Below are 20035 nucleotides of genomic sequence, written 5' to 3'. Positions count from 1 at the left end.
GATGAATGACGAATATTTTGAAATGTTTATAGAAGAGTTTGGCGAGCCGACCGAACATATTCAGGCAACTGACCAACAAGTTGAAGCATATCGAGGCATACTTCCAGATCAGCTACTTAAATACTGGCAAATGGTCGGTTTCTCTGGCTTTAACGATGGTCTATTCTGGATCACCAATCCCGCAGAATTTGAAGATGTGCTTGAATCTTTTCTTGACGATACAGAGTTCGCACACTTTGACAATTACCATGTGATCGCTCGAAGCGCCTATGGTCAACTCTATTTGTGGGGAGAGCGAACAGGTGCGTCACTCGATATAGCGACACACTTAAATTGGATAATGACAAATCAAGGACACGCAAAAGACATTTCTAAAGGCGATGCTAATATTGCAATTCAAAGCTTTTTCGGTTTTCAAGATAAAGAATATATAGACGTAGAAGTTAGTTCAAAACCTCTCTTTCCGTCTGCGATTAAAAAACATGGTCCAGTGGGTAAAGAAGAAGTGATGGTGTTTACCCCTTACCTATTTATGGGGGGCAAGAAGTCCGCAGATGCTATGACCAAAGAAGATCTACATGTATTTTTACAGGTTATGGCGGATTTAGGGGGAGCCGAAATTATCGATATGGCGTCAATGGTCGGCAATGTCCTTAAAAGTCACAGAGAGTAACCCGTCCTGCATAGCAAAACTCAAGCTCACGCTTTGTGGGCTCTTTTGTTAGATAGATATCTTTTAAACAATCAGTTTGGCTGAATAGTGATCACACACAAGGCAAGAGTTCTTAGCTTAAACTCAGATATTGAAGAAGAAGTTACGCTTGAAGTTAATGGTGTCGAATTAACCTGTTTTGCCGGGGTGTGCCCCTATGAATTGTATATTGGGCAAGAATATCCCGTTACATTTGAAATGTTGGATTTTGGATTAACAGAGCAGGAAAGTGCAGACGAAACTAGTATGACAAGGGTCGATAGTACCTATGCTTATAAGCTATTAGGTAGACTAAACGGTGGGACCATAGACGCTGGACTTAAGATTTGTGATGATTTTTTAGAGTCTGATTATGCATATTTGGATGGTCAGTTTATTTGTCTCTGTGTCGAGCGGTTGGACGTAGAATTTTTAGATAGGTAAACCGAGTGCTTAGGGCATGTTCTTTGCTCCCAAATAATGATCGGGTTTGTGCAAATAAATTAGGCAAAGGATATAAACGCAAATGAATAATGAAAACTCTACACTAGTTCGCTTTGTTATGAATGTTGATAAATTGAAAAAAGTACCTCATCAATCCTATAGCCTAGATGGACTGAAAAATGGTGAGTGTTTGTGTGTGGTCAATCAAGATGATTCTTGGCAAGTTGTATACAACAGTCAAGGAAGAATTACGTCTGTAACTGAATGTCAAAATGAAGAAGATGCGTATGAGGAACTATATCGCCAAATCTCAGATGCTTATAGTTGGTAGATTTTAAGTGCGCACAATTAGCTCGTTTTTACTTTAACTCCAGCATACGCCACAAACCACATGAAAAGCTTACGAACTCACGATATCCTAGGGGGATAATAAGATAGCGCCATGTAGATGGCAGAAAGTGAATTCGAATGAAGTTTATCCATACCTCAGATTGGCACCTTGGCCGACAGTTTCATAACGTCTCTTTGCTTGACGATCAGCAAGCAGTTCTTGACCAGTTAATCCAATACATTGAAAACAACCCTGTTGATGCGGTGGTTGTTGCCGGTGATATTTATGACCGTTCTGTCCCACCAACTATCGCGATTGAACTACTTAACAAAGTGGTGAAGCGAATCTGTGGTGAGCTAAACACGCCGATGATTTTGATTTCTGGCAACCATGATGGTGCAGAGCGCTTGGGTTTTGGTTCTGAGCAGATGAAAAATGCGGGTCTTCACATTATCAGTAACTTCGAAGACATGCTTACCCCTGTTGTTATTGAAACCGAAAGCGCAGGGCAAGTGGCTTTTTATGGCATGCCTTATAACGATCCTGAGCAAGTCCGTTTTGCCTACCAAGAACCCGTTTCGACCCACGATCAAGCGCACAAGCTACTTGCCGAGAAAATCACTGAGCAGTTCCAACCAGAGCAACGCAACGTGTTAGTCAGCCACTGCTTTGTCGATGGTGCCATTGAGTCTGAATCTGAGCGTCCACTTTCGATTGGTGGTTCTGACCGCGTCAGTCACGAACATTTCCTCAACTTTGACTATGTAGCGTTGGGGCATTTGCATCAGCCACAGAAAAAAGGCGAAGAATACATTCGTTATTCTGGTTCACTGATGAAATACAGCTTTGGTGAACAAAACCAGAAGAAAGGTTTCACGCTGGTGGAAATCGACCAAAACGGGTTTGTCTCGGCCGAGCATCTTGACCTTGCTGCACCTCATGAGATGCGAATCGTTGAAGGTGAGCTTGAACAAGTGATAGAGCAGGGCAAAACCGATCCGAAAAACGAAGACTACTTGTTGGTACGTTTGATGGATAAGCACGCAATCTTAAACCCAATGGAAAAGCTACGTACTGTTTACCCAAATGTTTTGCACCTAGAAAAACCGGGAATGTTAATTGGTGTCGAGCAGGAAATGGCGCAAGCAAAGTTGGCGAGAAGTGAGATAGACATGTTCCGAGACTTCTTTTCGGAAGCGCAAGACAGCCAACTATCGCAAGAACAAGATCAAGCGATAAGTGACATCATCAAACAACTTTCTCAGCAGGCTTAGTAAGGACCAAACATGAAACCCATTAAACTGACAATGCAGGCTTTTGGTCCGTTTGCTCAAACAGAAACGATTGAGTTCGACAAACTGGGAACTAACCCTTTGTTTCTCATCAACGGTCCTACTGGTTCGGGTAAAACCTCGATTCTCGATGCGATTTGTTTTGCACTTTATGGTGAAACGACGGGTAACGAGCGCCAAGGTATTCAAATGCGTTGCGATATGGCAGCGCCAACGTTATTGACCGAAGTGACGTTAGAATTCTCTTTACACGGCAAGTCTTATCGAGTGATTCGCTCACCAGAACAAGAAGCACCAAAGGCGCGTGGTGAGGGTATGACGGTGCGTAAGCATACCGCAGCTTTGTATGAGATTACGGACGAAGAAAAGCTCATCACTAGCAAAACAACGCAAGTAAAGACAGAAGTGACCAACATTATTGGCTTGAACGAAACTCAGTTCCGCCAAGTTATGGTGTTGCCACAAGGTAAGTTTCGAGAGTTGTTACTTGCGACGTCCAAAGAGCGGGAAGAGATCTTTGGTCAGCTATTCCAAACGGATATCTACAAGAAGATTGAATACGCACTGAAAGACAAAGCGAGTGCCATTAGCAAAGCCAAAGACGAGTTTGATAACCAAATTCGAGGTGCACTGCAGGTAGCTGGTGTTTCTTCCGAAGCGGAGTTAACAGAGCAGCGTGAAGCCTTATCTGCTCAATTGGAAACCGTGCAAAAGCAAGAGCAAGAATCTCTGGCGCAATTAAATGCGGTAAAAACGGAACTGCAAAAAGCAGAAGCGCTGAGCAATGAGTTTAAAAAGCGTGAGCAAGCCGAAATTGCATTGAAGCAACATTTGGAACAGAGCGATGCTGTCTCATCACGTCAATTGCAGTTAGACAATGCGAAGAAGGCAAGCAAGGTTGAGTTGCCTTATGTCACGTTACAAAATGCCTCAAAGCAAACGCAAGAACTTGAGCAAAAGGTGGCTAAGCTTTCTCAAGATCTTACTGTGGCAAATGACGCTGTAAAATCCAAAGAAGGCGCATTGCAAACCGCGAAAGAACAAGCGGCACAATTGCCAAGACTGACAGAGCAACAATACCAACTTGAAAGCATGAAAGGAAAGCTGGTTGAAAAGTCAGAGCTAGAGAAAGCCATTAACGCAGGTTTGACGCAAAAGTCGGAGTTTGAGGTAACGCTTAAGAAATATATCGCTCTGAAAGAGAAGTTAACGCTAGAGGCGCAACAAGGTCAGAAGTCACTGGATCAAGCTCGAGTCGATGTTGCAAGTATTGGCAGTGTAGAGGCTGAGATAAAACAGCAACAACGTTTGATGCAAGACCTACAGAAGCTAACTGGCTTAAACCAAGAGCTGGCGAAATTGGATGCATTGACGCCTAGCAAACAAGCTTCGGTTGACCAAGCAAAAGCGCGATACGTAGAACTTCAACGCTCAGCAGATACACTTGAATTGAGCTGGCACAATGCTCAAGCTGCTGTATTGGCTCAGCGCTTACAAGCCGGTGAAATGTGTCCGGTGTGCGGTAGTGTAGAACACCCTCAACCCGCTCAATTTGTTGGTGAAGAGGTAACAAAAGAGCAAGTTCAGTGTGCTCGAAACACGGAGCGAGAAGGGCAAGTTGTACTTAACCAATTGAGCAATCAGTTGGAGCAGCACAATATCGCAGTCGGACAATACAAGCAGCAGATTGAGCAACTATCCGTTGAACTTGGCCAAAACGCATCAATGGATTTAAGCGCGTTACAAGCGTCCATGCAGCAGCTCAATGAACGTTTACAGCAATTGTCATCGATTAACTTGGTTCAGCTGGAACAAAGCGTCAATGAGTTAAATCAGCGTTGTGTTACTGGGGAAGGTAAGATCAATGATCTACAAAACCAGATGGCAGCGAATGAATCGACGATAAAAGTGAACCAAGAGCAACTGGCTAAACTGTCTGCTTCGTTAGATGCCAAGTACTCATCTCTTGAAGTTCTTGAGCAAGACATTGTTGCGATTCAAAAACAGATTAAGGAGTTAAACACCGCATTCGAGACTGCACAAAATCATTTGCAACAAGCGGTGCTCGCTAAGACCAATATTGAAAGCCAACTGACAACCAATCAACAGTGGTTGAATGAGGCACTAGAGCGTTTGAACACAGCCAAAACTGATTGGGCGCAAGCGTTGCAGGCGAGCGCATTCGAGGATGAAGCGCAATTCCTAACAAGTAAAGTTGATGAAGCCGCGATGCAGATTTGGCAGCAAGAAATTGATGCGTTCAAACAGACTCAAATCAAGCTAGAACAAACATTGGCAGATTTGAGTTCAACATTGAAAGACTTGGCATTGCCTGATTTAGATGACCTTAACGTTAAGTTAAACAGTATTCAGCAAAGTTACGTTGAAGCGCGTAATCAGCTTGATAGCACGCGCTCTCTGTTTGAACGTCTAGAGAAAGTCCGTAATGACATCGCGACGTTACATGACAAGAACACTAAGTTAGAAGACGAATACAAAGTGTTTGGCACCTTGTATGACGTTGCAAGCGGTAAAACGGGTAGCCGTATCAGTCTGCACCGATTTGTCCTTGGTGTGTTATTAGACGATGTATTGATTCAAGCCTCACAGCGTTTAAGTCTGATGAGTAAAGGTCGTTATATCTTGGCTCGTAAAACTGAAGGCTTTAAAGGTGCTGCAGGACGAGGCTTGGATTTGGTGGTTGAGGATAGCTACACAGGTAAAACGCGCGATGTCGCGACGTTATCAGGTGGTGAATCTTTCATGGCAGCGTTGGCATTAGCGCTCGGTCTATCTGATGTTGTGCAGTCTTACAGTGGCGGTATTCGCTTGGATACGCTGTTTATTGATGAAGGTTTTGGCAGCTTAGATCCGGAATCTTTAGATCTTGCGATTCAAACCTTGGTCGACTTACAACAAACGGGTCGCATGATTGGCGTGATTTCTCATGTATCCGAGCTGAAAGAGCAAATGGCGCAGCGCATTGATGTTGAACCGTCGCGACTTGGTTCTACAGTTTCTGTGAAATCTCAGATGGTATTTGATTCTTAATCAATACCTGCAAACGTACATAAACAAAATGTATGGTCCGCCCCGTTATTGCAACTACAATTAAGTAATAACGGAGTTGGTTTGCGCTAATGTATTCGGAGTCCACGTTGGGAACATTAACTTCCCCGCTCCACGATGATATCCGCGCCAGATTATCCTTAAAAGCCCCAAAGCAACTAGGTGCTATTTTTTGTATCAGGTTACTAATCTGGCCGATAGACCGTTTTTGTCATCACGTTCATTGGCGTTGCAAACTTGGTTATGGCTATACAGCCTTAAAAGCTTGGCGGTGGTACAACACCGCCCAAGCTATTCTTGCTAGCTTATTGGCAAGTGCGACTACCACTACATTAAACGGCTTTGTTGCTCGTAAATTGACTAACCAATCTCCAAACACTTTTCCTGTTGTTTCTATCCTAGATAGCACGGACCTCGCTCCATGTATAAATAGAGTGCGAAGGTGTTTGTTCCCTCGTTTACTCATGCCTAATAACTTTGATTTGCCACCCGTTGAATACTGCCTTGGAACGAGTCCTAGCCATGCAGCCATCTCGCGACCTCCACCAAAGTTTGAAGGAGAACTGATATTGGCCACACACAACGTTGCTGTTAAATCACCAATACCAGGAATACTCTTCAAAAGTTCGGCATTTTCATTATTTTCAGTAATCGCTTTCAGTTTTCTATCTTGAGTAGATACTTGCTCATTTAGGTATTTATAGTGCTCATGAATCGAGAGCAACTCAGCGACCAGGCTCGGTGGTAACTTTATATCTTGCTCGGCCAACCACTGAAATAGCGCTTTCATCTTGGCATGGCCTTTAGGAAAACTCAGCCCAAACTCAAGTAGTATTGCTCCAATTCGGCTCATACAAGCCGTTCGTTCTTTGATATAACCATCCCTCACTCGGTGGATAGCTGCGATTACCTGAGCTTCCTCTGACTTGGCAGAGACAAATCTCATGCTTGGTCGACTCGCTGCTTCTGCTATCGCAGCCGCATCAATAAAGTCGTTCTTATTACCTTTGACGTAAGGTTTTACATATTGAGGCGGGATAAGTCGAACGCGATGCCCATAGGCTTCACACTTTCTCGCAAGCCAGTGAGCACCACCACAGGCTTCAAAAGCGATGATGGTAGGTTCAAGTACAGATAAGAAACGGAGTAGTTGGCTTCGACTAAACTTACGGCGAATAACGTCTTTGCCAGTGTGATTGTTGCCAACCGCATGAAAGCAGTGCTTGCCTAAATCGATACCTAAGATGTGAATGGTAGACATATGGTTCACCTCGTTCTGAGAGCCTACTCTAAGCGTAGGGCTTGAGAGTGAGGCGGACCATATAATTAGCCCCGCTAGATTACGGTGTAAAATAGCGGGGCTTTTGGGTTTTCAGTTTCGAAGCATTTATTGTTCGCAGAAACGACCTTCTTTCGGTGATTGCGTAATCGCATATTCACCATCAAGATTGCGGTAAACAACCGCGTTCCAAACCGAACCGTCATTCAATTCAAACTCTATCGCGTAGTTCACACCACTCACAATTTGTGCATGAACGGACAAGATCTGTTTAAACGAAGAGAGAGTTTCCATTTTATTTAGGACAAAGGCCATTGCCTTTTGAGCGTCTGGGGTAGCATCAAATTCGTTCCACCCACCTGGCATATTTCCTTGTGTATTACATACATCTGCCGAGGTTGTTGGTTGTGCCGCTTCATCTTGAGTATTTTGCTGACATCCAGCAAGAAGAATCAAGATTGCGCAAGCTGACACGGTTTTTAATTTCATAAAATTAACCTCTGTTTGCAAGCACGCATTATAAAGCTCGGTGTTAAAGCACAATGTCTACGTTGTGCAAACTTTTGATATGCAGAGGGTTAAATCCTAATGAAATCGTTGCGAGCGAGCTCCAAAAAAAGAAGATTGGTTAAGTTTTTGTGGGATTTTGATAGAACGTCACGCTTAATTGCGAGCGCAGCTTTACGGTTCATTTCGCGTCGTGAATTAAGGTCACAATTATAAAATAGACATTAAAAACATAACTTTGTAACTGTATCTGTTTTCTTAGCTCAGCCATATAATCCAAACGAAATTCATTAAGTGCCAATACAAAGTACTGAATGATTGTTGTGATGAAACAAAATGGATGAGAGGTAACACGATGAAGCAAAAAGCGCTATATCTAGCAGTAGCAATGGGTTTGAGTGGTCTTGCGAACGTCGCATCCGCTAATGAGATGGTGAATCCAGATGGTGGTGTCGTAGTCGGTTATTGGCATAACTGGTGCGATGGGGCGGGCTACAAGGGCGGTAATGCACCGTGTGTGACACTGGATGAAGTTGATCCTATGTACAATGTGGTTAACGTCTCCTTTATGAAGGTGTTCAATACCAGTGAAGGCCGTATTCCAACCTTCAAGCTCGATCCAAATATTGGTCTTTCAGAACAACAATTTATTGATCAAATTGGCGCACTAAATCAACAAGGACGCGCCGTTCTTATTGCGCTTGGTGGTGCAGATGCACACGTTGAGCTGAAAACTGGCGATGAGCAAGCATTCGCTCAAGAGATCATCCGCCTTACTGATAAGTTCGGCTTTGATGGTCTGGATATCGACTTAGAGCAATCCGCAGTAACCGCGTCAGACAACCAAACTGTAATCCCGGCTGCACTTCGTCTTGTAAAAGAACACTACCAGCAGCAGGGGAAAAACTTCCTAATTACGATGGCGCCTGAGTTCCCATACTTAACAGAAGGTGGCAAATACGTTCCTTATATTACTGGATTAGAAGGGTACTATGACTGGATCAACCCTCAGTTTTACAACCAAGGTGGCGACGGTATTTGGGTTGAAGGCGTGGGTTGGATTGCACAAAACAATGATGCGCTAAAACAAGAATTCATTTACTACATTTCAGACTCTCTATCGAACGGTACACGCGGTTTCCACAAAATTCCGCATGACAAATTGGTGTTTGGTATTCCATCTAACATTGATGCAGCGGCAACGGGCTTTGTGCAAGACCCTCAAGATCTTTACGACGCGTTTGATCAACTTAAAGCGCAAGGGCAGGCACTTCGTGGCGTAATGACATGGTCGGTGAACTGGGATATGGGTACCGACAAGAATGGTCAGGCGTACGGTGAAAAGTTCGTGAAGGATTACGGTCCGTTTATCCATGGTCAGACTCCACCCCCGCCAATTGAAGGCGAACCGGTGTTTAGCGGTATCAGTGATATTCGCGTGCATCACGGTAGTTCATTTGATCCGTATGCAGGTGTTACCGCGTCTGACAAAGAAGATGGAGACCTAACTAACAGCATTACTGTTGAAGGTTCAGTTGATGTGAACACCGTTGGCACATATGTTTTGGTTTACAGTGTAAAAGACAGCGACAACAATGAAACCAAGCAAAGCAGAACCGTTGTTGTTTACAACCTAGTGCCTGAGTTTGAAGGTGTAACGGATACGACCATACAGCTTGGTGACGCATTTGACCCAATGGCAGGCGTAAAAGCGACGGATGCAGAAGACGGTGATTTGACTGATCAAGTTCGTGTAGAGGGCAGCGTAGATGTTAACGTGCTAGGTGTCTACGACTTGGTTTACCGAGTTACGGATAGTGCAAATCAGACTACGACAGCTCAACGCACTGTGATTGTTTCTGATGGCAGCAGTTACCCTCCGTATGAATCTGGAAAAACGTATGAAGCAGGTGACATTGTCACAGGCTCAGATGGCAACTTGTATCAATGTAAACCGTGGCCATACACGGGCTGGTGTTCAAACCCTTCTTATGCGCCTGGTGAAACCGTTTATTGGTCAGACGCATGGGATAAGTTGTAATTAGTTCATTAGTTTAGGTATACCCAAGTCAACTCGCCCTCAGGGAGTGTGTCATTGACCCGATTACTGCGTCAAACAACTTGGAAAGAGCTGGTTATTCCGCTTCGTTGTTTTCCTTGTTTACTTTCGGTAAACAGGGAATCAATGGCAAAGCTCTGAATCAGCACCTTGAAGTCACTTGGGTATAGACCTCCTTCACTGGAGGCTTTTTTATACGCGTGACTTCACATCTCATTGAATCAACGCTAGAACTTTAAAGCGTAATCATTAGTATCCCGCCTCCGCATTTTCCAGACTTTCCTATAGTTGGAATGCGTCGCTCTTTGTCAATTTGGTACGGTCACCTAGGAGGATTTAATGAAAAGGATCAATGTAGTAGGCAGCAGCGGAAGCGGTAAATCGACGTTTTCAAAGCAGCTCGCAATGAAATTAGGTGTCACGTACATAGAAATGGACAGGTTGTTCTGGCTTCCCGATTGGAAAGAACTCGATGATGAGACGTTCTTTGATAAAGTCGTGGACGTGACACAGCAAGACGCTTGGGTACTCGACGGGAACTACAGCCGAACACAACCATACAAATGGCAAAGAGTCGATACCATCATCTGGCTCGATTATTCACGTTTTATCACCACTTATCGCTCCTTCACCCGTGCTATCAAAAGGGCATGGACTCAAGAAGAGTTCTGGGAAGGAACTGGAAATAGAGAAAGTTTTAGAAAGGCGTTTTTGAGCAAGAATTCGATTATTTGGTGGTCGGTTAAGAATTACCGAAAGAATCGGAAGCGTTATCTAAAACTGAAAGAGGACTTAAAAGGTTCGCCTATCGAGTTCATCCACATCACTTCGCCCAAAATGGCACAAGATTTTCTTGGCTCTCAAAATTTTATAAATAGATAAGTAACTTATTTAAGTGACTTTTTGGCAACGGCTCGCAGCTGTGTAAATCCTGACATTCCGCCTCCGTTAGATGATGAATACTAACCACGTTCCCGTAGTTTTCATTGTGGAGGTATTATGATCGGCTACGAAGAAATGGCGATATCCGGCTACCTAGGTTGGTTACTCGCTGTTTTGTTGATTTACCCCTTTGCCTATGTTGGTATTCATATCGGTGTATTCGATATAAAAATCCGTACCAAAGTCAGCCGTTATTTCAATCGCTTTATATTAGCTTTGATTGCATTTCTACTGATTATGCATCTACAAACCGAAGTGGTTTACGGCAAGTATTTTCTTGGTATTTGGGAAGCACAACAGTAACTCTGATCGCATTAATTCCCATCGCCTTGTGCTAAGTTGTCGAAATTGAGATAAAAATCGACAACTTAGCATGAAGCCATACGACCTATATTTTCTTCATACTTCACCCGTACACATTCCACCTTTCTCCAAACTGATGACAAAGCTCGCACCTGATTTAAAAGTCGCACACTTTGCCGATGCTGACTTGTTGGAGCGTTTGGTTGATGGAGAGGACGTATCTAAGGTGAAGCAATCAGTACAAGACAAAGTACGAGAGCTTTCTGAACAAGCAAACTTGGTGGTTTGTACTTGCTCCTCAATTGGTCGCTTTTCTGAGTCGCTTACAGAGGAGGGTGTTAACGTTCAGCGTATCGACCGAGCGATGGGTGACCAAGCTGTCACTCATGAGCGAGTGTTGTTACTCGCGGCACTATCGACAACCATTGAACCTAGCTTGGCGTTACTTGAGACAAGTGAGGGCAACTGTATCCGTCAGTTAGATACGTTTGTGGTTGAAGGTGCTTGGGAACGCTTTCTTGACCAAGATAACCAAGGCTATTACGACAAGATCAAAGCGGTAATAAAGCAAAAGGCTCGTGATTATGACGTAATCGTACTGGCACAAGCTTCGATGTTAGGTGCTGCATCATTAGTTGATGTCGACATTCCAGTATTAAGCAGCCCACGTTTAGGCGTAAAAAGGGCAATTGAAACCTTAAGGATATTCCATGCAAATAACTAGTTGGATTCAGCTTTGCTTGCGCGAGCTTGAAGGGACGCCCATAAAAGAACATTCCGATATCGAAGCATCTTTTGCTGAGTCGGAACGTTTCTCAAAATGGAAGGCAAGCAAAAGAGAAATACGCCTCGAAGAAGTCAGTGATCGTTGCTGGATCAAGAGCTGCACGGGTGGCTACATCACAGAGGTACATTTGCATGCAGATGGTTCACTTGATGAATACACCTTGTTTGGACGCCTTCACACCAAAGGGCATTGGGAGCTAGAAGTTGGCGTACTTCATATCACGATCTACAAAGGTGAAAACACTTACGAACTTTCTGTTGTGGGAAACCGTGAACCTTCCATCCACTCTGCGATTGAATACAAAAATGGAGAAGTGCACTCCTATCTCAAACTGACTCCAATTTCTCAATAGCAATTTAACAAGGACGATCACCACAATATGGACATTGTATTTGTAAGGCATGGCGTGCCAGATTTTACGTTATCGGATGAGCGGCAGATGACTCAACTTGAGAAGGATTATGCGCCGCTCTGTCGAGAGCATTTGCCCGAGCTGCAAGAAAAACTCAATCATGCAGTATTTGACGATGCTGATATCATCATCAGCTCTCCTTATACAAGAGCCCTTCAAACTGCAGAAATTCTCAATCGTCATCGCGATTTGCCTTTGTTTGTTGAGCATGACTTGAGAGAGTGGCGTGCGGACAAAGAAGGTGGCTACATTACATTGAATGAAAGAGACCGACGCTGGCACGAATACCGAGAGCTGTTAAAAGCGGGTATTCCAATGACCGATAATCACTACGAACATGTTGATGAGCTAAAAGCACGGGCAGAGTTGGTGCTGGATCGTTACCGCCAATATCAAAAGGTTGTTGTCGTGAGCCACTTTAATGTGTTTGAAGCACTACAAGGTTTCCAAGACGTAGGACTGTCCTGTGGAGAATTTCGATACATTAATTTTTGATCGAATTTTTATCTTCTATAGTAAAATCAGACACTAATTTAATTTCAGGTTGCTGTATGAAATCTCTTAAAACACTTTTACTTTTGTCTCTTGCAACGTTGTTTGGCTGTACGTCTAAACCGGACGGCGTGGAGCCAGTCAACAACTTTGAACTTCAACCATATCTAGGCAAATGGTATGAAATTGCGCGTCTTGATCACTCTTTTGAGCGCGGTTTATCGAATGTGACGGCTGAATACGAGTTACGTGAGGATGGTGGCGTAACGGTTATCAACCGAGGCTATTCAGAAGAAGATAAAGAATGGACGCAAGCTGACGGCAAAGCGTATTTCGTCGATGGTGAAAACACAGGGCATCTTAAAGTGTCTTTCTTCGGGCCGTTTTATTCGTCTTACATCGTATTTGAGCTAGGTGAAAACTACGACTACGCGTTTGTCTCTGGTTTCAATCACGACTACCTATGGTTACTGTCACGCACACCAACTGTCGATAAAGCAACGGTCGAGCGTTTCAAACAAGTAGCAAAAGAGAAAGGCTTTGCGTCGGACGAATTAATTCTCGTAGAGCAAACAAAGTAATACTTACAGCGACAAATGAAACATGCCCCACAAAAAGTGGGGCATGTATTTAACTGAGTTCTGTATTACTTAATTAATCGAACAACTAATGAACCTGGTGCTCGGATCGATTCAATGTTGTGGCTCAGCACTGTACCTTCAGTCGGCGCTGTGTAACGCTGAATCTCATCACCAAAGCTGTCGTATTGAATTGCAACCAATTGACCTTGTTCTACCTTATCCATCATCTTCACTTGTGGTAATACAAAACCACCTAATTCAGCGCGAATGCTGATGATGTCTTTGCCTTCTAGGCAGGGCGTGATCTCTGCAACTTCACCGGTCACTACGTCATGACGAGCAAAGATATTGAAGATGCCAGTCACGGTACGGTCGATCTGCTCTTGTTCTGTGTAACGACCCATGCCCACCTCGATGGTGATGCTTGGAATGCCGCTGTTGTTCCAGACGGTTTCAAGTACTCCAGCGTCACCCGGATCGTTAAGAATCGCATCTGGGTTAATGAGGCGAGCCATTTCCAGAGATTGCTCAAGACGGAAGTCAGCAAACACGTACAGCGGGTAAGCAGCACCAGTGGTTTGAGTGTGCAAATCAATCGCCAGTTCTGCGTTCGGTTTAAGAAGGTTATTCCACAAAGCAAATAGGAAGCGGTTTGCTTCGTTGCCATTTGCATCGCCAGGGAAGAAACGGTTTAAGTTTGCAGGAGATGCATCTGGATCCGCAGAGAAGAAGTCACGGCTGTGGTTCAGCATACCAGTCAGGTTGATGGTCGGAACGACAGTTACAGTACCCGCGATGTCTTTGCCAATCAGTTCACGAGCGGTCTTTTGCGCCGCTAAAACACCATTGTATTCGTCACCATGAACACCAGCTGTGATCATGATTTTCTTACCCGGTTTTTCGCCCTTGAAGACTAACACAGGCAAATGTTGCCATTGAGATAGGGCGTTGGTTGCAATACGGAACCAAAACTTATGCTCGCCTGCAGGTAAGTCTGTTACGTCAAGAGATTGAATGACTTGATGACCTTGAATTACGTCATCCAGAAATTGTGTTGCCATTAAAGTTGTCACTCCAAAACATCTTACTTTGATGCTTGTTTGCCATACGGCTTGAATTAAAAAAGGCGAGAACTTTGTCTCGCCTTATTCTTTATACCAAAGCTACGTTTTCACGTTTAAGTGCTTAGGGATATTGGTAATCAGTTTACGCAAAACCCATCACGTGAGCTGCGACGACGACAATGCTCGATAGGGTAAAGAGTAATAGCATAAAGCGCCAGCAGAATTTCGCCCAGTCACCCCAGTCGATACGACATACACCCAGTGTTGCCATTAGCGACGCTGAAGTTGGAACGATAACGTTAGTGAAACCGTCACCAAGTTGGAATGCTAGAACCGCAACCTGACGAGTAACGCCAGCGATGTCTGCAAGAGGAGACAATAGAGGCATTGTCAGTGCTGCTTGACCAGAACCTGAAGTCACGAAGAAGTTGAAGATAGATTGGAAAACATACATCAACCAAGCCGCAGCAACGTCAGGAAGACCGCTGATTACGCCACCAGCGCTGTTCAGGATCGAGTTCAGTACGCTTGCTTCGTCAGTAGTACCGCCACCTAGGATAAGCAATACACCTTTCGCACAACCAACCAATAGAGCAGGAGCAAGCATGATTGCTGCACCTTCTTTAAATGCGTCAGCCGCACAGTTTAGCGTCATGCCGTTCAGACGGAAGATCGTACCGATAATCGCAACGACAAAACCCATAGTGAAGAATTGAGACGCGATTTCTGGGATGTACCATGCGTTAGCCACTACGCCCCAAACAACCCATACCGTCGTTGCGATAACCGTAAGGATTACTAGGGTATCACCTAGGTTCCAACGAGAATCGTGGTCACCTAGCTCTTGCTGACGGAAGTATTTGTCAGTGCGACGGCTGTAAGAAAGCTCAGGGTTTGCTTTGATACGCGCTGCGTAAATCATAGTGAAAGCAATACCAATCACGGTGAAAGCCGCCCAAAGACCCATACGTACAGTCATACCGGACAGAACAGGAATGCCGGCAATACCTTGTGCAATTGCTACCGAGAATGGGTTCATCCAAGACGTTGCAAAACCAATCTGAGTCGCAACGTAGGTCACCATTACTGTAGTAATACCATCGTAGCCAAGACGAACCATAAGCGGTGCGATAATAATCGCAAATGCAACGGCTTCTTCACCCATACCAAATACTGCGCCGCCCAAAGAGAACAGCAAGAACAGAACGGGAATGAATAGCGCTTCGTTGCCTTTGGTCTTATCGATAAGGCGAAGGATACCGTTGTCGATTGTGCCTGTGCGCATTACCACACCAAATGCACCACCGATAACCAGCATGAACATGATAACGCCAATCGCGCTGCCCCATTTAGAGCCTGAAACCAGACCTTCGAATGGAAAGTTCATTAGACCAATGCCACCGCCTGAAGCGAACAGTCCAACCTTGTTGTAAACCAATTCACCGTTTTCGTCGGTTGCATAAGAGAAAGAAGAGGGGTCGATAACTGTGCGAGTTTTTTCTGCACCGTCGACCATGTAGGTCACCTGTTGGCTATCGAAATGACCAGCAGGGATTAAGTAGGTAAGAATCGCAGCAAGAATACCAACAATGAAGATCAAAATGAGGGTATCAGGCATCTGCCATGATTTAGGGGTTGCCGCCGATTCCGATGGCTGAGCGTGTGTGTGAGACATAACCTATTTCACGTCGAATTATAGAAAGCATGAAATATCGATAAAATAGAATAAAAAGTCAATATTAACTGAGTTTATGAACTATAAATTCATCAATAATTTGATCTGAAGAGGGTTGAGTCGCTTATCAATGATTTAATGGTTAATTGTTTTGGTTAGATGTTGTGCGAATGAAAACAGAGTTAGGACTTGTGGCGATTCACAAGTCCCATAATTATTCACTTTTCTGCATGAGGAGTTTGTTCTGAATAAAACGCGGCAACATCGCGCAAATCTTCATCATTTAGCATGCGTAATTGGGCTGCCATCATCTCAGCCAAAGGACCTAAGCGAAGCCCATCTTGATAGGCTTTCATAGAATCATACAGGTACTGAGCATTCTGACCGGCTAGGTTAGGGTAAGCGTCGTTTGTCGTCATGTCGTTCGAACCATGACAGTAAACACAGCTTGGCGATTTAAGTTTGCCTTTATCAACGTTACCAAAAGGTTTCGCCACAACAGAGGAAGAGAGAAGAAGAGATGTCAGAAGCACGTATCTAAGCATTGAATGCACTCATTGTAGTTCTTGAAAGCGCATAGAATAAAGCTTCCCCTTAGGGGAAGCTCAATGATCAAAATCAAGTTAAAGCAGAGATTTAAGGCTAGATAGGAAGGTATCGATGTCTTGTGCTGAAATATCTTTGTGCGTCACGAAGCGGATTGGGTTTCCTGGGGTAATCGTGATGCCTTGCTCCTTCATCTTTTCTGCGATACCGGCGATATCCACTTGTGGATCAAGCTTGGCAAAAACGATGTTGGTTTGAACAAACTCTGGATTAACAGAGAAACCAGGCAATTCCGCTAAACCCTCCGCCAACGTTTTCGCATTGATATGGTCTTGTTTTAGCTGTTCTACTTGCTCGGTAAGGGCTAGTTTACCGGCTGCAGCAAGAATACCCGCTTGGCGCATACCACCGCCAACCATTTTTCTTAGGCGGCGTGCTTTTGCGATGTACTCTTTGCTACCAAGTAGTAGCGAACCAACAGGGGCAGCCAAACCTTTAGATAAACAGATAGTCATTGAATCAAAGTACTGACCAATCTCTTTCACTGGAACATCAAGTGCAACAGCTGCGTTGAATACGCGAGCGCCATCTAGGTGCATCTGCAAGTTATGTTTGTTCACAAACTCACGAGCCTCTGCAAGGTAGGAAAGAGGAATCACTTTACCGTTGATGGTGTTCTCTAAGCTAAGTAGGCGAGTGCGTGCAAAGTGCGCGTCATCTGGCTTGATAGCGGCTTCTAGCTTATCGAATGGCAAAGTACCGTCTGGGTTGTTTTCAATCGGTTGAGGTTGGATAGAGCCCAGTACTGCCGCACCGCCAGCTTCGTACTTGTAGTTATGCGCTTGCTGCCCACATAGGTATTCGTCACCGCGCTCACAGTGTGCCATTAGGCCAAGTAAGTTTGCTTGTGTGCCTGAGGTTGTGAACATTGCCGCTTCAAAGCCCGCAAGCTCAGCAGCAAATTGCTCTAATTCGTTAACGGTTGGGTCATCACCGTACACATCATCGCCGACAGGAGCGGTAAACATTGCTTCACGCATTGCTTGGGTAGGTTGCGTAACGGTATCTGATCGAAAGTCCATAATTCTCTCCTCGGTCGAAAAGACCTAAATATAACCGCAAAGACGAGCTTTGCTTAGGCAAGCGATAGTTTTGGCATCCGTAATAATGCCTTGAATAATTTGTTGTTCGAGTTCTTCTCGTGACAATGTCACCACTTCAATCACTTCATCGTCGTCACACTCGTATCGATTGGTCCTGTTCAGTTGCTCAGCAACAAACAAGTACTGGATTTCATCACAGAAACCAGCAAGAGGGGTAACTTGACCAAGCGATGTAAACTTTTCGGCGCTGTATCCTGTTTCTTCTTCCAACTCTCTTTGAGCACAATGCAATGGATCTTCATCGCCTTCACGTGTGCCAGCAGGCAATTCAAGCAGCCATTTGTTAAGAGAGGGACGGAATTGATTAACAAGAACGATGTTGCCATCTGAAGTAATAGGTAAGATAACGGCAGCACCGGGGTGTTGGATAGTGGTATGTTTGATCATCCGACCAGTTGGTAGCTTGATTTCCTCTTCGACCAGAGAAATCTGCTTCCATGTATGAATTGTATTGCTCATGCAGTTGTGGATCCTAGCGGTAACCGCGTGTTGACGTGTCTTGCACATTAACCACAAACCGCGTGAAACAAAAGTAGAAAATGGTTTCATACTCTTATGAAATCAGCACATTCAGTGAGTTATGTCTCATAAATGAAAACTATGGTTACCCGCGCACGCGCGCGAAGAGCATCTGGTATAACCGAGGTTCACTAAAAAATACACTTGTAACAAAGTGATAACAAATGTATAAAATTAAATATACAGCCTCAGTTCAACAGCCGGAGCTTTTATGATTCAACCATCTTTCGCATCAAATGCAGAAAAGGCGCTTCTTTCAGAGCGTATCAACAAGCTGGCTAAAGCACTGACCGACGGCGTTTACGAACGCGAACACACCATCAAACTTTGTCTTCTTGCCGCTCTAGCGGGTGAGAGCGTCTTCCTTCTTGGTCCTCCGGGTATTGCAAAAAGCTTAATCGCCAAACGTCTTATCCAAGCATTTGATAACAGTAGTTACTTTGAGTACTTAATGACTCGCTTCTCAACACCAGAGGAAGTGTTTGGTCCATTGAGCATTCAAGAGCTAAAAGACAACGGTCGTTATGTCCGTCTTACTCAAGGCTACTTACCAACGGCACAGGTGGTTTTCCTTGATGAGATTTGGAAAGCAGGTCCTGCGATTCTGAATACGCTTTTGACTGTTGTGAACGAAAAGACGTTCAAAAACGGCAGTGAAATTGAACGTGTACCGATGCGCCTTTTGGTTTCTGCATCAAACGAACTACCAGACGAAGATAGTGGTTTAGACGCACTTTACGACCGCATGTTGGTGCGCGTGTTTGTAAACCGCATTCAGGATAAGCAAAACTTCAAATCCATGCTGACAGTGGGTACGTCTCAAGAAGCGCAGGTTCCAGAGGGTTTGGCGATCACAGACGAAGAATACCACCGCTGGCAGCAACAGCTCGATAAGCTGACTCTCACCGACAATACATTCGAAAAGCTATACCAACTTAAGTCTATGTTGGAAACCAAAGTCGAATCTGAGTTTGGCGACGCATCATTAACAGATATGTACGTTTCTGACCGCCGTTGGAAAAAAGCGGTCAAATTGCTTAAAGCGAGCGCGTTTTTCAATGGTCGTGATGAAATCAACCCACTTGATCTTCTGCTACTGCAAGATTGTTTATGGAATAGCCCTGAGTCACGCGATGTCGTTCGCAGTGTGATTCAAGAGTTCGCACTAAAACATGCCTTTGATCAGCAAGAAGCAGAGCAAGAGATCGAATACTGTCGTGAAACTTTGGTTGATGTGCAGCATGAACTTGAAGACAAATATCGCATGACGCTAAACGCTGAAGCGGCAACGGGACTGCTTCGCAAAGAAACCATGAGCTTCGATACATCCAAAGCGAAAACTTACAAAGTAGGCGCGGCGGTGAATCTGGTTAAGCTGGTTATTCTGCAAAGCAACATGTCGGTATCTGAATCAGAGAAGGGTGACAGCCGCTGGGTATACGTACCAAAAGACGAGCTTGACCGAGTGATCAAAGAAGGTCATGGCGATGTGTATGGCTATGTGAACCAAAACACCAATATGTGTCGTCTGCGGTTTGATGTCGATGCGGCAAACAACCTTGTGATCCGTGACATTGCAAACCGTGGTGTGTTGGTGAGCTTGGTTACTCAACAAGGTTTAGACGTTGAGCTTTACCAAAAATGGTTGGCAGAAAGCGAAAAAGCAGTCAGCCAATTGAGTGAAGCTGAACATCATATGCGTAAGGTTAAAGCCAACTTTCATGGCGCATTACCTCACAGTTTCGTGGATCCAGGGTTACCACGTCTAATGGAGTCGAGTCTGCAACAGGTGAGCCAGAGACTTGAGTCTATCCAAGGTGAAAGCGAGAAGATCATTCAACGCTTTAAAAACTTACATCAGTTTTTCTCTTAAGGAGAC

At 44.5% G+C, this 20035-nt stretch carries 20 protein-coding genes; 13 read left to right on the top strand and 7 right to left on the bottom strand.

All coding sequences use genetic code 11. The annotated features are described in order from the left end of the window. The first annotated feature begins 1 nt into the window (after position 1). The 5 genes from ITG12_RS20290 to ITG12_RS20270 all read left to right on the top strand — a co-directional run bounded on the left by ITG12_RS20290 (position 2) and on the right by ITG12_RS20270 (position 5809). Positions 2-673: a GAD-like domain-containing protein gene (locus ITG12_RS20290; protein WP_038878423.1), complete on the top strand. Its 672-nt coding sequence runs from the start codon at positions 2-4 to the stop codon at positions 671-673. Between the two features lie 87 nt (positions 674-760). After that, entirely contained in the window at positions 761-1135 is a 375-nt protein-coding gene (locus ITG12_RS20285) for a hypothetical protein (RefSeq protein WP_038878421.1), read from the top strand. A gap of 82 nt (positions 1136-1217) precedes the next feature. Next, positions 1218-1466, top strand: a complete 249-nt coding sequence (locus ITG12_RS20280; RefSeq protein ID WP_038878419.1) for a hypothetical protein — start codon at positions 1218-1220, stop codon at positions 1464-1466. Positions 1467-1603: 137 nt separating this feature from the next. Beyond that, positions 1604-2740 carry an exonuclease SbcCD subunit D gene (locus ITG12_RS20275; RefSeq protein WP_038878417.1) on the top strand — a complete coding sequence of 379 codons (1137 nt, stop codon included), beginning with the start codon at positions 1604-1606 and terminating at the stop codon, positions 2738-2740. Between the two features lie 12 nt (positions 2741-2752). Beyond that, complete coding sequence (locus ITG12_RS20270; RefSeq protein WP_038878415.1) at positions 2753-5809, top strand: SMC family ATPase; 3057 nt, start codon at positions 2753-2755, stop codon at positions 5807-5809. Between the two features lie 265 nt (positions 5810-6074). On the opposite strand, the gene ITG12_RS20265 is transcribed toward ITG12_RS20270, so the two are convergent. After that, positions 6075-7088 (bottom strand): IS110 family transposase, encoded by a 1014-nt coding sequence (locus ITG12_RS20265; RefSeq protein WP_105068206.1) that lies wholly within the window; start codon positions 7086-7088, stop codon positions 6075-6077. A 126-nt stretch (positions 7089-7214) separates the two neighbouring features. Continuing rightward, positions 7215-7595: a cystatin domain-containing protein gene (locus ITG12_RS20260; protein WP_038882362.1), complete on the bottom strand. Its 381-nt coding sequence runs from the start codon at positions 7593-7595 to the stop codon at positions 7215-7217. A gap of 373 nt (positions 7596-7968) precedes the next feature. Between ITG12_RS20260 and ITG12_RS20255 the strand changes: the two genes are divergently transcribed. The 7 genes from ITG12_RS20255 (at position 7969) to ITG12_RS20225 (ending at position 13189) form a co-directional block, all read left to right on the top strand. Then, positions 7969-9654 (top strand): immunoglobulin-like domain-containing protein, encoded by a 1686-nt coding sequence (locus ITG12_RS20255; protein WP_248874910.1) that lies wholly within the window; start codon positions 7969-7971, stop codon positions 9652-9654. 357 nt (positions 9655-10011) lie between these two features. Then, the gene (locus ITG12_RS20250; RefSeq protein WP_248874908.1) at positions 10012-10554 is read left to right on the top strand and encodes a (d)CMP kinase; all 543 of its coding nucleotides are present in this window, start codon (positions 10012-10014) and stop codon (positions 10552-10554) included. A gap of 117 nt (positions 10555-10671) precedes the next feature. Beyond that, positions 10672-10917: a hypothetical protein gene (locus ITG12_RS20245; RefSeq protein WP_248874906.1), complete on the top strand. Its 246-nt coding sequence runs from the start codon at positions 10672-10674 to the stop codon at positions 10915-10917. A gap of 70 nt (positions 10918-10987) precedes the next feature. Next, positions 10988-11641 carry an amino-acid racemase gene (locus ITG12_RS20240; protein ID WP_248874904.1) on the top strand — a complete coding sequence of 218 codons (654 nt, stop codon included), beginning with the start codon at positions 10988-10990 and terminating at the stop codon, positions 11639-11641. Further along, positions 11628-12056, top strand: coding sequence for a hypothetical protein (locus tag ITG12_RS20235; RefSeq protein WP_248874902.1), 429 nt, complete (start codon positions 11628-11630; stop codon positions 12054-12056). The genes ITG12_RS20240 and ITG12_RS20235 overlap by 14 nt, the downstream gene beginning before the upstream one ends. 27 nt (positions 12057-12083) lie before the next feature. Then, positions 12084-12611, top strand: a complete 528-nt coding sequence (locus tag ITG12_RS20230) for a histidine phosphatase family protein (RefSeq protein ID WP_248874901.1) — start codon at positions 12084-12086, stop codon at positions 12609-12611. Between the two features lie 56 nt (positions 12612-12667). Next, positions 12668-13189, top strand: a complete 522-nt coding sequence (locus tag ITG12_RS20225) for a lipocalin family protein (protein ID WP_042606071.1) — start codon at positions 12668-12670, stop codon at positions 13187-13189. 65 nt (positions 13190-13254) lie between these two features. Here ITG12_RS20225 and ITG12_RS20220 read toward each other — a convergent pair whose 3' ends face one another. The 5 genes from ITG12_RS20220 to ITG12_RS20200 form a co-directional block, all read right to left on the bottom strand. Next, positions 13255-14250 (bottom strand): succinylglutamate desuccinylase/aspartoacylase family protein, encoded by a 996-nt coding sequence (locus tag ITG12_RS20220; RefSeq protein ID WP_248874899.1) that lies wholly within the window; start codon positions 14248-14250, stop codon positions 13255-13257. A gap of 145 nt (positions 14251-14395) precedes the next feature. Further along, positions 14396-15928, bottom strand: coding sequence for a putative basic amino acid antiporter YfcC (yfcC, locus tag ITG12_RS20215; RefSeq protein WP_248874897.1), 1533 nt, complete (start codon positions 15926-15928; stop codon positions 14396-14398). 218 nt (positions 15929-16146) lie between these two features. Continuing rightward, positions 16147-16473 carry a cytochrome c gene (locus tag ITG12_RS20210; protein WP_248874895.1) on the bottom strand — a complete coding sequence of 109 codons (327 nt, stop codon included), beginning with the start codon at positions 16471-16473 and terminating at the stop codon, positions 16147-16149. Between the two features lie 78 nt (positions 16474-16551). Further along, entirely contained in the window at positions 16552-17556 is a 1005-nt protein-coding gene (ltaE, locus tag ITG12_RS20205) for a low-specificity L-threonine aldolase (RefSeq protein WP_009696116.1), read from the bottom strand. 24 nt (positions 17557-17580) lie between these two features. After that, the gene (locus tag ITG12_RS20200) at positions 17581-18096 is read right to left on the bottom strand and encodes an NUDIX hydrolase (RefSeq protein WP_038882353.1); all 516 of its coding nucleotides are present in this window, start codon (positions 18094-18096) and stop codon (positions 17581-17583) included. A 271-nt stretch (positions 18097-18367) separates the two neighbouring features. Between ITG12_RS20200 and ITG12_RS20195 the strand changes: the two genes are divergently transcribed. Next, positions 18368-20029, top strand: coding sequence for an ATPase RavA domain-containing protein (locus ITG12_RS20195; RefSeq protein WP_248874893.1), 1662 nt, complete (start codon positions 18368-18370; stop codon positions 20027-20029). Positions 20030-20035: the final 6 nt, after the last annotated feature.

This window comes from Vibrio sp. ED002 (assembly GCF_023277445.1).
GTDB lineage: Bacteria > Pseudomonadota > Gammaproteobacteria > Enterobacterales > Vibrionaceae > Vibrio > Vibrio jasicida.
This window is presented reverse-complemented; position numbering and strand designations above follow the sequence as displayed.

Coding starts and splice junctions, on each gene's coding strand:
- ITG12_RS20210 (WP_248874895.1), bottom strand. CDS start 16,473: ATGCTTAGATACGTGCTTCTGACATCTCTTCTTCTCTCTTCCTCTGTT.
- ITG12_RS20250 (WP_248874908.1), top strand. CDS start 10,012: ATGAAAAGGATCAATGTAGTAGGCAGCAGCGGAAGCGGTAAATCGACG.
- ITG12_RS20245 (WP_248874906.1), top strand. CDS start 10,672: ATGATCGGCTACGAAGAAATGGCGATATCCGGCTACCTAGGTTGGTTA.
- ITG12_RS20265 (WP_105068206.1), bottom strand. CDS start 7,088: ATGTCTACCATTCACATCTTAGGTATCGATTTAGGCAAGCACTGCTTT.
- ITG12_RS20290 (WP_038878423.1), top strand. CDS start 2: ATGAATGACGAATATTTTGAAATGTTTATAGAAGAGTTTGGCGAGCCG.
- ITG12_RS20255 (WP_248874910.1), top strand. CDS start 7,969: ATGAAGCAAAAAGCGCTATATCTAGCAGTAGCAATGGGTTTGAGTGGT.
- ITG12_RS20225 (WP_042606071.1), top strand. CDS start 12,668: ATGAAATCTCTTAAAACACTTTTACTTTTGTCTCTTGCAACGTTGTTT.
- ITG12_RS20260 (WP_038882362.1), bottom strand. CDS start 7,595: ATGAAATTAAAAACCGTGTCAGCTTGCGCAATCTTGATTCTTCTTGCT.
- ltaE (WP_009696116.1), bottom strand. CDS start 17,556: ATGGACTTTCGATCAGATACCGTTACGCAACCTACCCAAGCAATGCGT.
- ITG12_RS20270 (WP_038878415.1), top strand. CDS start 2,753: ATGAAACCCATTAAACTGACAATGCAGGCTTTTGGTCCGTTTGCTCAA.
- ITG12_RS20230 (WP_248874901.1), top strand. CDS start 12,084: ATGGACATTGTATTTGTAAGGCATGGCGTGCCAGATTTTACGTTATCG.
- yfcC (WP_248874897.1), bottom strand. CDS start 15,928: ATGTCTCACACACACGCTCAGCCATCGGAATCGGCGGCAACCCCTAAA.
- ITG12_RS20235 (WP_248874902.1), top strand. CDS start 11,628: ATGCAAATAACTAGTTGGATTCAGCTTTGCTTGCGCGAGCTTGAAGGG.
- ITG12_RS20280 (WP_038878419.1), top strand. CDS start 1,218: ATGAATAATGAAAACTCTACACTAGTTCGCTTTGTTATGAATGTTGAT.
- ITG12_RS20240 (WP_248874904.1), top strand. CDS start 10,988: ATGAAGCCATACGACCTATATTTTCTTCATACTTCACCCGTACACATT.
- ITG12_RS20195 (WP_248874893.1), top strand. CDS start 18,368: ATGATTCAACCATCTTTCGCATCAAATGCAGAAAAGGCGCTTCTTTCA.
- ITG12_RS20200 (WP_038882353.1), bottom strand. CDS start 18,096: ATGAGCAATACAATTCATACATGGAAGCAGATTTCTCTGGTCGAAGAG.
- ITG12_RS20275 (WP_038878417.1), top strand. CDS start 1,604: ATGAAGTTTATCCATACCTCAGATTGGCACCTTGGCCGACAGTTTCAT.
- ITG12_RS20220 (WP_248874899.1), bottom strand. CDS start 14,250: ATGGCAACACAATTTCTGGATGACGTAATTCAAGGTCATCAAGTCATT.